At 30.4% G+C, this 14,832-nt stretch carries 12 protein-coding genes; 4 read left to right on the forward strand and 8 right to left on the reverse strand.

Annotated features, from left to right (window positions below; genetic code table 11):
* Nucleotides 1–2: 2 nt before the first annotated feature.
* Nucleotides 3–1,931, reverse strand: a complete 1,929-nt coding sequence (locus tag BLV71_RS10445) for a CocE/NonD family hydrolase (protein WP_093870495.1) — start codon at nt 1,929–1,931, stop codon at nt 3–5.
* A 79-nt stretch (nt 1,932–2,010) separates the two neighbouring features.
* Nucleotides 2,011–4,509 carry a zinc-dependent metalloprotease gene (locus BLV71_RS10450; protein ID WP_093870496.1) on the reverse strand — a complete coding sequence of 833 codons (2,499 nt, stop codon included), beginning with the start codon at nt 4,507–4,509 and terminating at the stop codon, nt 2,011–2,013.
* A gap of 143 nt (nt 4,510–4,652) precedes the next feature.
* Here BLV71_RS10450 and BLV71_RS10455 point away from each other — a divergent pair, with 143 nt between their 5' ends.
* The 4 genes from BLV71_RS10455 (at nt 4,653) to BLV71_RS10470 (ending at nt 10,401) form a co-directional block, all read left to right on the forward strand.
* A complete protein-coding gene (locus BLV71_RS10455; RefSeq protein ID WP_093870497.1) occupies nt 4,653–5,372 on the forward strand; it encodes a DJ-1/PfpI family protein in 720 nt (239 codons plus the stop codon).
* A 217-nt stretch (nt 5,373–5,589) separates the two neighbouring features.
* A complete protein-coding gene (locus BLV71_RS10460) occupies nt 5,590–7,581 on the forward strand; it encodes a protein-disulfide reductase DsbD family protein (RefSeq protein ID WP_369813913.1) in 1,992 nt (663 codons plus the stop codon).
* 110 nt (nt 7,582–7,691) lie between these two features.
* Entirely contained in the window at nt 7,692–9,653 is a 1,962-nt protein-coding gene (locus BLV71_RS10465) for a YgiQ family radical SAM protein (RefSeq protein WP_093870498.1), read from the forward strand.
* A 118-nt stretch (nt 9,654–9,771) separates the two neighbouring features.
* Complete coding sequence (locus tag BLV71_RS10470) at nt 9,772–10,401, forward strand: porin family protein (RefSeq protein WP_093870499.1); 630 nt, start codon at nt 9,772–9,774, stop codon at nt 10,399–10,401.
* 22 nt (nt 10,402–10,423) lie between these two features.
* Here the strand turns inward: BLV71_RS10470 and BLV71_RS10475 are convergent, their stop codons facing one another.
* From BLV71_RS10475 to BLV71_RS18860, 6 genes are all read right to left on the reverse strand, one after another.
* Nucleotides 10,424–11,125: a hypothetical protein gene (locus tag BLV71_RS10475; protein ID WP_093870500.1), complete on the reverse strand. Its 702-nt coding sequence runs from the start codon at nt 11,123–11,125 to the stop codon at nt 10,424–10,426.
* A gap of 184 nt (nt 11,126–11,309) precedes the next feature.
* A complete protein-coding gene (locus BLV71_RS10480) occupies nt 11,310–12,758 on the reverse strand; it encodes a nicotinate phosphoribosyltransferase (protein ID WP_093870501.1) in 1,449 nt (482 codons plus the stop codon).
* Between the two features lie 165 nt (nt 12,759–12,923).
* Nucleotides 12,924–13,181, reverse strand: a complete 258-nt coding sequence (locus tag BLV71_RS19035) for an NADAR family protein (RefSeq protein WP_369813914.1) — start codon at nt 13,179–13,181, stop codon at nt 12,924–12,926.
* 157 nt (nt 13,182–13,338) lie between these two features.
* Nucleotides 13,339–13,791 (reverse strand): nucleoside 2-deoxyribosyltransferase domain-containing protein, encoded by a 453-nt coding sequence (locus BLV71_RS10490; RefSeq protein WP_093870502.1) that lies wholly within the window; start codon nt 13,789–13,791, stop codon nt 13,339–13,341.
* A gap of 3 nt (nt 13,792–13,794) precedes the next feature.
* Nucleotides 13,795–14,520: a metallophosphoesterase family protein gene (locus BLV71_RS10495; protein ID WP_093870503.1), complete on the reverse strand. Its 726-nt coding sequence runs from the start codon at nt 14,518–14,520 to the stop codon at nt 13,795–13,797.
* Between the two features lies 1 nt (nt 14,521).
* Nucleotides 14,522–14,800: a 2OG-Fe(II) oxygenase gene (locus tag BLV71_RS18860; RefSeq protein WP_255405155.1), complete on the reverse strand. Its 279-nt coding sequence runs from the start codon at nt 14,798–14,800 to the stop codon at nt 14,522–14,524.
* Nucleotides 14,801–14,832: the final 32 nt, after the last annotated feature.

The raw sequence follows: 14,832 nt of genomic DNA on the forward strand, positions 1-14,832 counted from the left end.
TATTATTTTAGAACAGAAAATTCTATACTAGAATCTGTAAATACAGAATGTGTTTGTGTTTTAAAATCTTTTTTATCCGCTTTGTAAATATTATCTACATAGGTTTGAGGATTTAAATCGATTAAAGGAAACCATGTACTTTGCACCTGAATTTGAAGTTTATGTCCTTTCTTGAATGTATGAAATACATCTTGCAATTTAATATTTACTGCAGTTTTTTTGTTAGGAGTAAAAGGCTCAGGTTTAGCAAAACTGTTTCTAAAACGTCCACGCATAATTTCACTACGTACCATAAGGTGATAGTTACTTAACTTTAAATGTGTTTGCATTTCCTTATTATCATTCTTTAAATCAGAAGGATGAACATCTATAACTTTTACAATCCAATCAGCTGCTGTTCCAGTAGTAGCAACATTTAATTTGGCTAATATATCACCAGAAAGCGTAAAGTCTTCATTTAAAACATCAGTTTCAAATACTAGAACATCAGGTCTTCTAGCTGCAAATCTTTGATCATCAGTCATGTATTTACGAGGAGTAAAAACAGTTTTTATATCTTCTGAATACGGTACAGGACGTTTAATGTCACTAATAAAATTGATTTTAGAGTTTCCTTTTTTAGAAGTTGTTAGTTCTTGATTTTCAGATAAGAAAAAAGTTTCTTTTTGTGCATTTTTCGGAGGCCAAACATCATATGATTTCCATGTTTTTTTTCCTGTATCAAAGACATAAGCTTCTGGTAATCCTGAGTTTTTTGAGCCATCTCCTTTTAAGAAATGATTAAAAAACTTTGTTTCTACTTCTTTTTGGAATTTTAATGAAATTGAATCCCCAAAATAATAGTTACCTACTTTATTAGGTACTATGTTTCTTGACCATCCTCCATGATCCCAAGGACCAAAAACAAGTGTGTTATAATTGTTAGGTTGATTTTTTTCTATTCCTTTATAGGTTTCTAAAGGACCATATAAATCTTCTGCATCAAACCAGCCCCCAACAACCATGGTTGCTACAGTTGAAGGTACTTTATTTAAATGTTGAATAATTCCTTTGCTTTGCCATATTGAGTCGTAATTTGGGTGCTCTACAATTTCTTTCCAGAAAAAATCATCAATACGATTTTTGTTTTCAGTTGTTTTAACATCTAATTTCTCATATTGAAAATATTCGTTTAAATTTTTTAAAGGGCCTTTGTCTAAGAAAAATTGGTATTGATCTTGGGTTTTCATATTAGGAAATGAATACCAAGCAGAATCAGTTGGTTGATCTTTATAGGTTCCAAATAAAGAGATGGCTTTAAAATAACTTAATAAGAAGGCACCGTTGTGGTGAAAATCATCAAAGAAAAAGTCACCGATACAAGCTTGTGGTGAAGCAGCTTTTAAAGCAGGATGCGCATTAATAGTTGAAACTGTTGAATAATGACCAGGATAAGAGATTCCCCAAGTACCTACTTTTCCGTTATTGTTATCTACATTCTTTACTAACCAATCAATCGTGTCATAAGTATCTGTAGTTTCATCCGATTGTTTTTCAGTTTTATTAGGAATAAAAGCACGCATATTATCATAAATACCTTCACTCATCCAGCGTCCACGAACATCTTGATATACAATAATATTTCCTTCTTTCATTAAGTTTAAGTTTGGTCCAATTTTGGTTCTAAACTTATCTTCTCCATAAGGTCTACAACTATAAGGAGTACGTTGAAACAGAATAGGGTATTTTTGAGTTGTATTTTTAGGTGAGTATATGGTAGTATGTAGTTTTGTACCATCTCTCATGGTAATTTTCACTTCTTTTTTTGTATAGTTATCTTTAACATACGTATCTTCTTGAGGTTTTGTAACAACTTCTTTTTCTGTTGTTTTTTTAGTGCACCCTATTGTAACAAAAAGAACTAGTAGTAATAATTTAAAGATTGCTTTCATAGTAGGTTAGTTGTTATTTAGTAAGTAAATATATAAAAATAACAGCAACCTTTCGATTGCTGTTGTTTTTTGTAATACATTATTTTTTAGGCTTTAAAATAGTATCAATTCTATCTGCAATATCTTGTAAATGATAACGAGTTATTGTGTTTTTTGCAGCAGGAATACTTCTTTTTACATCACGTTTTAAACGCTTTAATTCACCCCTTACTACTGCTTTAATATCAGATTGATTAATAGTAACAGCAGTTTGTTTAAAGTAACCACCACTTCTTCTTGGGCTCCTTTGGTTTTTCGCTTTATTTAACAAGAAGTTTAAACGATCAATATGAGCTCTTTGTAAGTTTCTTCTATAAGTATCTATTGTTTTATTAGTGTATAACTCACTCCAAATACCTTTTCTAAGATCGCCCATCATGTTTACAATAGTGTAGGCTTTGTTTCCATTTAAAACTTCATTTTCTATTAAACGAGTAAGTCTTCCAGTTTTTAATATTCTATTTAGCGTTCTTGTTTGTAAACTACTAATACGTTCTATGGAACCAGAATACTGTGTTTTTGAAATTATATTCTTGTTAATTAGCCAGTTCGGTGTTTTAAATAATTCATTATTAATAAACTTTAAAGCTTTCTTTTGATGGTTTTTAGGAACATGAACATAAACTGCACCTTTTTGATCGGAAGTTTTAAAATACTCATATACACCTCCAATATTAGAACTCACATGCCCCATATATCTATTAAACTGCCCCATTAATTGGCCATACATGGTTTTCAATTCTTTGTAATCTTCTCCATCTTCAGTAGTCCATTGTTCTAATTTAGGCAAAATACGTTGTAAGTTTTTAATACCATAAGTACTTGCTTTTATTGCATCATCACCTAAATCTTCAGTTTGTGAGCTAGGGTCAATAACATTACCAGCTTGTTGATGTCCAAATCTATAAATAGGATCGTTAGCCTTTTCAATAATCCATTTGTTCAAGGTAGCTTTTTCGTTTTTTGCAGAAGTGTTTAAAATTGGTCTATACCCCCAATTAATAGAGTATTTGTCATATGGACCAATATTAGGCATCATTGCTACGCCTTTATCTTCTGGCTGTGCTACGTAATTAAAACGAGCATAATCCATTATAGAAGGAGCTGTACCGTATTTTTTTGTAAAATTAGCAGAGCGTAAAGAATCAACAGGGTAAGCAACTGAACTTCCCATATTATGTGGTAATCCCATTGTATGTCCTACTTCATGTGAAGAAACAAAACGAATTAATCGTCCCATAATTGCATCCTTAAATTTGTTACTTCTCGCTTCAGGGTTAATAGCTGCCGTTTGAATAAAGTACCAGTTGTGTAATAAACTCATTACATTATGATACCAATTTATGTCAGATTCTAAAATTTCACCAGAACGAGGATCACTAACATGCGGACCGTTAGCATTAGGTATTGGTGAAGCCAAATAACGAACAACTGAATAACGAACATCTTCAGGGCTCCAGTCTGGATCTTCTTCTTTTGAAGGAGGATCTTTTGCTATGATTGCATTTTTAAAACCTGCAGCTTCAAAAGCAACTTGCCAGTCTTCAATTCCTTGTTTAATGTATTTACGCCACTTTTTAGGAGTAGCTCTATCAATATAGTAAACAATTTGTTTTTTTGGTTCTACTAATTCACCTCTTTTAAATTTTTGTAAATCTTCATCTTTAACTTCTAAACGCCATCTATCTAAATAAGTAACAGATTTACTTTTTTGAGTATCTAAACCATAATCCGTTTGAGAGCTTGTAAACCAGCCTACACGCTCATCAAAATAACGACGCTTCATAGGAGTTTTAGGTAATAAGATCATTGAATTACTTAATTCTAATGAAACAGCACCTACACTTGCATTTGATGGTGGCTTATTTGAAACATATGTTTTTACATGACGAACTTCAATGTTTTTTGGATAACTACTCATGCGTTCTATGTATGAGCGATTTTTATCTACTTTTGAAATTTTATAAGCTTTTCTTCTAAATTGAGGAAGTCCTATAGCTTTTACATCGTTAGAAAATAAACTTGTAGCATCAATCACTGTTGCTGTAGAGTCTTTATTAAAAGCTTTAATAGGAAAAGCATATAAAATAGGTTCGAAATTTGAATTAACTACAGCTTCATGAATAGGTAAAATAGAGTCAGCAACTACATTATGAGATACTACTCTCAATAATATTTTTTTATGTTTTTTAACCCACCTTAAAACTTGAGTGTTTTGCTTTCCTCCGCCAAAACCAATACCATTGGCCGTTTTGGCTATTCGTGTAACCATTAACATTTCACGATTTAATAAAGAATCAGGAATTTCAAATAAGTATTTATTGTCTTTAGAATGGACTTTAAATAAACCGTTGTCTGTTTTGTGCTTTTTGGTAACTACTTTACCATATGGTTGTATACCTTTTTTAGTAGGCTTTTTTTTGGGAGTAGTCGTTACTTTTTTATCATTTTTTTTCTTTCTTCTTTGTGCTTCAGAGTTTAAAGTTATTCCTAAAGAAAAAAATACAAATAAAATAGTTGAGAGTATTTTTTTTGTCATTGTGTATGTATTGAAAAAATTGGACTCGAAGTTAAGGAAAAGGCTATTGATAGGTTCTTAATTAAATGTTAAAGAGAAATTTAAACAGATTTACAGAATTGATATAAAAAATGTAATTTTAAAGCTTAATTAAAATATAAAAAATGAAGAGTATCTCTTATTTGTTACTGATAATTATATTGGTGAGCTGCAATCCTATTAAAAAAGAAGTAGTTAAAAAGGAATTTCCTAAGTTAGAAGTAGATAGGTATAATGTTGCTTTTTTAATTATGGATGGTACTTTTAATACAGAATTAACTGCTCCGTTTGATATTTTTCAGCATACTATTTTTAGAAAAGGGATTAAAGCAATGAATGTTTTTACAGTTGCTGATACAGATGATTTTATTACAACTTTTGAAGGAATGAAAATTATACCAGATTTTAATTATTTAAAAGATAGTTTACCTAAAATAGACATTTTGGTTGTACCAAGTGCCGAACATCATTTGGATACTGATTTGGACAATGAAAGCTTGATAAACTTTGTTAAAGAAGTAGCTGTAAATACTCAATATGTAACGTCGCATTGTGATGGTGCTTTTATACTAGCAAAGGCTGGTCTTTTAAAAGGAAAGGTTTCTACTACATTTCCTTCAGATATTGATAAAATGAGAGAAATGTTTCCTGATTTAGATATACGAAAAGAAGTGTTATTTGTTCATGATGGGAAGTTTATAACTTCAGCAGGGGGAGCAAAATCATTTGAAGCGGCTCTGTATTTGTGTGAATATTTATATGGTAAAGAGATAACAAAAAAGTTAGCAGGAGGATTGGTGATTGATTGGAATCTAGATGAGGTACCACATTTAATTATGAAATAAAATAATGTATTTAGACTAAAAAGTGAAGCGTTTTTTAACAAAGTAGGGTAAGTAAATGTTTATTTGTTAAATAGTGAGAAATAGGTTTATACCTTTGTTTAATGAAGAAACAAGTGTAACATTTGTTACATATATTACTATCATATTTGGTAATATTGCAACTCTTGAATTTTTTAGAATTCATTTATAAAAACTAATACTAACAACACCTAACTATATGAAATCTCTTATAAATTTAAAATTTATAATTAAAACACAACTACTAGTTTTATTTTTGCTATTAGCACCTATAAAAAAAGTTAATTCTCAAATATTTGAACCAGTAAAATGGTCAACATCCGTAGAGAAAATTTCTGAAAAAGAATATAATTTAGTCGCGATTGCTGTTATTGAAAGCGGATGGAATATTTATTCTCAAAAGGTAGCTAAAGGTGGGCCAATACCTACTACTTTTTTCTTTAATGAAAAAGATGGATATACTCTAAGTGGAAAAACTATAGAGGAAAAAGGGCATACTAAGATGGATCCTACCTTTAACATAGAGGTGAAGTCTTTCAGTAATAAAGCAAAATTTGTTCAACGTGTTAAATTAATAAATGATAAAAAAACGATTGATGCATCTGTAGAGTTTATGGTTTGTATGGATACTAGATGTTTACCTCCAAAAGAGGTTGATTTAATTTTTGATTTAACAAAAGCAAAAAAAGTTGTTACTAAAAAAGTTAGTTCAAGTAAAAAGAATGTAAGTAAAAAAGGGCTATTAGCTATATTTTTCATAGCTTTTTTATCTGGTTTTGCAGCTTTATTAACACCTTGTGTGTTTCCAATGATTCCTATGACGGTTAGTTTTTTTACGAAGCAAAGTAAAAATAAATCACAAGGAATTAGAAATGCAATTATTTTTGGAGTATCAATAGTTGTTATTTATGTAGGAATGGGACTATTAGTATCTTTTACAGGTGAATCAGATTCATTAAATTCGTTATCTACTAATGTCTGGTTTAATTTAGTGTTTTTCTTATTGCTAGTTGTTTTTGCAGTTTCTTTTTTAGGAGCTTTTGAATTAACACTACCAAGTTCATGGAGTACTAAAATAGATGCTCAGGCTGATAGAGGAGGCTTAACTGGAATCTTTTTTATGGCATTGGCATTGGCAATTGTGTCATTTTCATGTACAGGACCAATTGTAGGAACTTTATTGGTTGAAGCAGCAACAAAAGGAGGAATTGCCCCAGTAGTTGGAATGTTAGGGTTTTCATCGGCTATTGCCTTACCATTTACATTATTTGCTATTTTTCCTGGTTGGATGAATTCATTACCAAAATCAGGAGGCTGGTTAAATACCGTAAAAGTAGTTTTAGGGTTTTTAGAGTTAGCATTAGCTTTTAAATTTTTATCGAATGCCGACATGGTATTAGACTTACATTTATTAGAGCGTGAAGTGTTTTTAGCTATATGGATAGCGATTTTCGCTGCACTTTCATTGTATTTATTTGGTAAAATTCAATTACCACATGATTCACCACTTAAGCATATTTCTGTTGGGAGATTAAGTTTAGGATTATTATCATTAGGGTTTACAGTATATATGTTGCCAGGTTTATGGGGAGCTCCATTAAATTTAATAAGTGCTTTCCCTCCTCCACAAGATTATAGTGAATCTCCATATGGAGTTGGTTATCAAAAATTAGCAACTATTAAAAATGTAGTAACTAATTCTGAATCTTCAAAGACCTCGCATAGTGGTTTACCAGATGGAGCACACATGAAGCCACCATATGATATCTTAGTTTTTAATGATTATGATAAAGGTTTGGCATATGCTAAAGAAGTAAATAAACCAGTATTAATAGATTTTACAGGAAAGGCATGTGTAAATTGTAGAAAAATGGAGCAAAATGTTTGGGCTAAGGATAAAGTTTTATCGGTGCTTAAAAATGATGTAGTATTAATTTCTTTATATGTAGATGATAAAAGGGCTCTTGAGGAAGATGAAGTTGTTGAGTCAAAATTACGACCAGGGAAGAAATTACGTTATATTGGGCAAAAATGGAGTGAATTACAAACAATTAAATACAAAACGAACTCACAACCTTATTATGTATTAATTGATGCCAAAGGAGAGAATTTAATTGATCCTGTAGCATATACACCAAACGTAGATGAATATCATAACTGGTTAAAAACAGGAATAGCTGCTTATAAATAGAGAAAAAACAATTAAAATATATAAAGCCTCATTATTTCATAATAATGAGGCTTTTCTTTTAAAGCTATAAAGAGAAACAATAAACTAAAACATCGTACCTTTGCAACGGCATGAGAATTAGACGACTTTCAGATTGGTTACCTACAACAAATAAAGAGGTAAAATTACGTGGATGGGATGAATTAGATGTAATCCTATTTAGTGGTGATGCATATGTAGATCATCCATCTTTTGGACCTGCGGTTATTGGACGTATTTTAGAAAGTTACGGTTTGCGTGTAGCTATTGTTCCACAACCTAGCGTACATGATAATTTACAAGACTTTGTTAAGTTAGGAAGACCGCGATTATTTTTTGCGGTTACTGCTGGTTGTATGGATTCTATGGTAAGTAACTATACGGCAAGTAAAAAACGTAGAGATAAAGATGCATATACTCCTAATGGAGATAAAGGGTTTAGACCCGATTATGCAACAACTGTGTACACAAAAATATTAAAAGAGAAATTTCCAGATGTGCCTGTTTTAATTGGTGGAATTGAAGCATCATTACGAAGAGTTACTCATTATGATTATTGGTCAAATAAATTGATGCCATCTATTTTAGAAGAGTCAGGAGCCGATATGCTAGTGTATGGAATGGGAGAGCAACCTCTTAGAGAATTAGTAGAATTACTTCAAAAGGGTGTACCATTTTCAAGCTTAAAAACTATTAAACAAACTGCTGTTTTATTAGGGGAGTATGAAAAAATACCTAAAAATAAAAACTGGCAAGATGTTGAAATTTCATCTCATGAAAAATGTTTGAAAGATAAAAAGGCATATGCTTCTAATTTTAAAGTTATAGAACAAGAATCGAATAAATTATATGCTAGAAGAATTTTTCAAAATATAAAAGATAAGAAGTTGATGATTAATCCGCCATACCCAACAATGACGGAAAAGGAAATAGATGCTTCTTTTGATTTACCTTTTACTAGAATGCCTCACCCTAAATACAATAAAAGAGGGGCTATTCCTGCATATGAAATGATAAAGTTTTCTGTAAATATTCATAGAGGATGTTTTGGAGGATGTAGTTTTTGTACGATTTCCGCGCATCAAGGAAAATTTATTGCAAGTAGAAGTCAAGAATCTGTTTTGAAAGAAGTAGATGAGTTAACTAAAATGGATGATTTTAAAGGGTACTTATCAGACATTGGAGGTCCATCAGCAAATATGTATCAGATGAAAGGTAAGGTGCAATCTATATGTGATAAATGTGTAGCTCCATCTTGTATTTCACCTGTAATATGTAGCAACTTAGATACATCGCATAAACCCTTAACGGAGTTGTATCAAGCTGTTGACAAGCATCCAAAAATTAAGAAATCATTCATAGGTAGTGGTATAAGGCATGATATGTTAGTACCCGAGTTTAACAAAAATGCAGATCCTAAAGAATTAGATGCGTATACTGAGGAAGTAATGACTAAACATGTTTCTGGGCGATTGAAAGTTGCACCTGAACATACTTCTGATCCAGTTTTAAAATTAATGAGAAAACCTTCATTTACTTATTTTCATAAGTTTAAAGATAGGTTTGATAAAATTAACATAAAGAAAAAGTTAAATCTTCAATTAATACCTTACTTTATTTCAAGTCACCCAGCTTGCGAACCAGAGGATATGGCAAATTTGGCAGCTGAAACAAAAGATATGGGATTTCAGTTAGAACAGGTGCAGGATTTTACACCAACACCAATGACAGTTGCTACAGTAATTTATTATAGTGGATATCACCCATATACATTAAAAGAGGTTGGTACCCCTAAAACAAAGCAAGAAAAGTTAGAGCAACACAAATTTTTCTTTTGGTATAAAAAGGAAAATAGAAAGTGGATAAAAGATAAACTAACGAAAGTAGGTAGAACAGATTTATTAAAGAAGTTAATACCTGCGGATGATTCTTGGCGTAAAAATAAACCTCAAAAAACAAGAAATACTTTTGATGATACAGTAACCTTCAATCCTAAATCAAAAAGATCTAGAGGGAAATCTAAAGAAGGTTTTAAAAAGAAGAGGAGAAGGTAACTAACGTTTCTATAAAAATATATAACTTCCTAAGTTTGAAAAAAGAATAATATTAGAATAATTTTTTTAAGACCTTTAAAGTATTTATTTTCGCTCGCGAATTTTAAAAATATTTTTTATGAAAAAGTTATTATTGATACTAGTATTATCAATTACAGGAGCAACAAGTTATGCCCAAAAATCAGGAGATTTTGAATTTGGAGGTAATTTAGGAGTTAATTTTTCAAACTTACAAGTTAGTTCAGGTGGAATAAACAATTTATCTACAGATTACACGACAAGTTTTAACATTGCAGCAACTGGAGAATATTATTTTTCTGACCGTTGGGGAATTAAAGGAAAGTTGATTTTTGATCAAAAAGGTTGGGGTAATGGTTTTTTTGAAAGTAGCAATGGAGCTAGAGTTATTACTGACTATAAGTTAAGTTATTTAACTTTACCATTAATGGCAAACTGGCATTTTGGTTCTGAAAGAAATTGGTATATAAATTTTGGACTTTATCTAGGTCTTTTATTAGATGCTGAAACATTAGATGTAAAAACTAATTTACCATTAATAGATGCATTTAATAGCACTGATGTTGGTTTAGCACTTGGAATAGGATATAAATTCCCTGTAAATGAAAGCACAAATCTTTTCTTTGAACTTGATGGTCAAGCAGGTTTTACTTCTGTATTTAAAGAGGCTACAACATCTTCAAGAAATAATAGAAGTGCACTAAATTTTGGAGTTTTATTTTCATTATAGATTAAAAAAAATAAAAATAAATTTAAAAGACTGCTTGTGAAAGCAGTCTTTTTTTTGTGAAAAGTTTGCGTGATTTTTTATTTTTTTTTGGTTTGTACTTTCTACTATGATAACTAATATAAAATGTACCTATAATTGAAGGAAGTATCCAAGAAATTATGTTTCCTAACCCTAGTCCAGCAACTATAAAAGCTGTTACTGAAGCAATTAATGCTCCGGATATTTTACCTATGTGGCTTATTAGCCAGGCATTCTTTTTTTCTTTAAAATTTTTAAAAAACAAAAAATCTTTAATAGTCATTAATGTACCAAAGCCACCAAAGAAAAGGTATAAAATACTGTTGTCTATCTTTTGTATAAAGCCTAACAAACCTAAACCTATCATCAGTAAAGAAATTACGAACATACTTCCTGAAATCAATTTATCAAGATTATTTGCTTCTAATTTTTGCTTAGGTTTAAATGTTAAGGCACGATTACCAACTAACACTAGGTAAATAGTAAATAAGCCTATTAAAAACAAAAAAGGATTTTCATGATTTGGCATACAGGCAATAGGTAATGATATAATTGAACTAGTAAACATACCTATAGAAAATAGTTTCCCAAATTTTTTATGTATTGGACTTCCTTTTTTTACAATACTACTACCTATTCCAGTTATTAAGCCTAGCCCTCCAAAAAATGCATGTATGTAGATAAAAATCTTTATTGTTTCTTCCATGTGTTAGTTTGTTTATTTGATAGTGCAAATATGAAATAAATGGTTCTTAGCTGATATTAATTTTTACTGAGTTGTACTTTTTTATAACTGAATTGTAAAAAACTTTTTTATGTACTTTTTTTAAGTAAAAAAGCACAAGTATATAATTACTTGTGCTTTTGGAAGGAATAAATTTGATTCTTATTTATACTATTCTTTTTCTAATGTCACTTAATTTCTCATCAACCAACAATTTTCCATCTCTGAAAACTTCTTTTAGTTCACCTTGTTTTTCTTCTTCCCAACTAACTTGGTCATATAATTTGTATTCTCCATTTTCTAACGTTACTTTTAATAAGCCTTTAGCAGATTTTTTAGTTCCGTCATCGGTAATTGGATCTTTAAAAATTTCTCGCCCTTTACCAGCAACTTCACCATAAGTGGCTTTCATTGCAAAACCAAATGTATCACGTGTATTGTATTGATATGTAAAAGAACCAATTCCTAGTACTACATTAGTAGATGCAAACCCTTTTTGTTTTAAGCGTTCACAAATTTGTGTAGCTCTATCTAAAGTTATGCTATCTCCATAAATAGCACCTATATGACTGTCTAATTCTTTATACCCTTTTGTATTAGTGTTTCCTCCAAAAGTCTCCCAAAGCAATTCAATAACACCTTTTTGCGCTTCAATTGTTTTACCATTTGGGTTTCCACAAATAATGTCAACAGGATCTCCACTGTCAGGTCTAATAACTACTTTACCATTTCTTGCTAATACATCTTTTTTTAGGTTTGGTAAATATTCAGTTAATACTTTCCATAAATCCCAGGTATCAGAAACAATTGAAACAATTCCATTAGGGTATACCTCAGTAATTAATCGTTTAAAAGTTTCTTCTTCACCAGTGTTAGTTCCCATGCACATTACAGAATGTTCTGTAGCAGCAACTGAACCACCAATTAATTCGGTATCAGAATTTGCATTATAATAAGTTTCAAAAAAATCTATGGTAGGAATAGTGTCAGTTCCTGTAAAGCTTAAAAGATGCCCTGCTGAACTCATAATAGCAGCTTCTAATCCAGCCATTCCTCTCATAGAAAAATCATGACCTTGCCAATCTACAAATTTAGGAATAGATGAAGTTTCTTGTGCGTATTTATCTAATATTTTTCTATATTTCTTAGCAATAGTAGCTGAATTGCAAGGTAACCAAACTGTTGTAGATAGTAATGTTTCAAAATAATTAGTTAACCAAAAGAACTCTGGTAAAGTATTATACATAGTAAACATTGGAACTCTTATCGGAACTTCAGCTCCTTCTGGTAATGCTTTTATAACCATAGGTATATATCCTAAGTCATGTAAGTCTTCTATGTGTTTAATACCTACTAAGTTTTCCCCTAAATAATTATTTATTCTTCTACTATATTTTTTACAAACTTCGTTTTTTGGCTTATTAAAAAAATTTGTTTGAAATTCTTCGATAATGTATTTTTTTATGAAGTATTGCAATCCAAAAAAAACAACTTTATCAATTCCTTCAATTCTACTTTTTCTAGGAGTCCAGTTTGAATATACTAAAGTTGTTTGATTAGGGTATTGCCTTCTGTGGTCTACCTTGTAGCCGTCTGTGTATAATAATGGATTCATAGTATATTAATTTAATATGTGTCAAATATACGCAAATTAAATTGGCGCTACAAATTTAAACTCTTTAATTGATCTCTTACTTCCATTAAAGCATAGCCTAAAAGATTTTCACCTTTCCAATTTTTTTGGATTTGAAGAAACTTCATTATCTTCTGCCATACCTATTCACCATATTGGATCTACAGGGCTTGCTTCAACTAATACTCTTCTTTTTGTTTGTATTAAAAATTCTTTTAGTGCTGAATTTTGAGAGAACTTTGCATAATTACCATTTACAACAATTTGAAATCTATGACTGTTCCAAATATCGGAGTTAAAGTTCTCTACTTGTCTTCCTAATTTTTTTGCAGCTGCGGGAGATTTGCATTCAATAATTTTTTGCCTGATTCCTTCACAGTTAAATAACCTTGCTTTTTCAGCCATCATATAATGTTCAGCTGTTTTATAGGTAATGTTTTCTACAGTAAATTTAGCTTCTCACCATTGGCTAAAACAACTTTTACTTATGCTTCCATCTTTGTTAGGTTGATGTCCCCAAAAGAATAAATACTTTACTATTTTTCAAGTGTTTTGTATACTTTTAATTGTATGTTTCATAGTTTTCACTTAAATATTGAACAGCTTGATTTATAGTATTAAAAATTGATGTTTTATGTTTATTGCATAGAACTTTAATATAGCGACTTTGGTAAAATTCATTCGGGCATATTACTATTAACTTGGAAGTAGAAACATACATTCCTAATTCTACTAAAGAAATAGGTGATTTAGCGTTGGGTAAAAAGTTTAGTATTATTTTATCAGATATATGAAGTGCGTCTAGTTCCCATTTTATATGCTCTTTCATTTTAAAATTACTTAATTCATTATGGTCAATTCGAGTAGGATCAAAAAAATGCACTGAACTCCCAGTTTTATTAATTATTTCTTGTCTCCAATTACTTTGTAGATGGTAATCAATGCTTCCTGCTAAAAAGAAATATTCTTTTCCTTTCTCTTTCTTTGGTAATTTATTAGTTGAGGTATATATCATAATTTAATTCCTCCCTTTTTCTTCAGGATATAAGCTGTGTAGGCTATCACTTTGGCAATATTTTTTACTATCAATATCCATAATACTTAAATATCCTTTAAAGGCTGCACCAGTATCAACATTCCATACATTACAACCTTGCATTGGAACCATAACATTATAATGAGTAGTAGGAGTATGACCAATATAAATTTCTTTAAATAGTTTTAACCTTTTAGGAAATAATAAGGAATCTTTTTTTATTCTTTTATCCATAGTAAGTGCCATTTCCCATAGTGTTCTATCCCAGTTGTAATTAGATTGGTGAACTTCTTGAGAAGGTCCATGCATTGAAGTAAATCCTGCATGGATAAATAACCTATTTTGTTTATCTATATGAAAGAGTTTCATACGCTCCAAAAAATTTAAATGCTCACTTTTTTGTTCTGAACTATAATTCTCATAACTTTTTATAGTCATAGTGCCTCCATGGAATAACCAAGATTGGTTACTGGTACCTTCTTTCAACCAATTTTCACAATAAACATCATGATTTCCTTTAATAAAAATGCATTTATGAGTGCTCTCTAATTTTATTAAAAAATCAATTACTTGTGCAGATTCACCCCAACCATCTACATAATCCCCTAGAAAAATAAGAGTGTCTTCAGTATTTACTTTCGCTTTTTTCAAAATTTGTGGAATGGCTTTTAAACCTCCATGTATATCACCTATTACAAATGTTTTCATATTAAATTCGTTTGTACATTATATCTGTTCTGAGTATGTACTTTATACCAGAAATTATTTCTTTTCCCTCGTGCATCAATCGATGTTTAAACACAAGAGCAGTTCCTTTTTTGGGAGAAATGGTAAATAGCTTTCTAAATTCAGTTTCACCTCCTTCAAAGTCATCATTTAAATATATGAGAAATGAAAATAAGCTTTCTTCGTTTAAATTTCTTTTAAAACTTCCATCAATATGCATTTTAAAACGTTGTCCTGATGAGTATTTATAGACTCTAAACATTTCATTGAGCTCTAATGCTTTATAAAATCCAA

The sequence above is a fragment of the Tenacibaculum sp. MAR_2010_89 genome (assembly GCF_900105985.1).
In the GTDB taxonomy this organism is placed as follows: Bacteria; Bacteroidota; Bacteroidia; order Flavobacteriales; family Flavobacteriaceae; genus Polaribacter; species Polaribacter halocynthiae.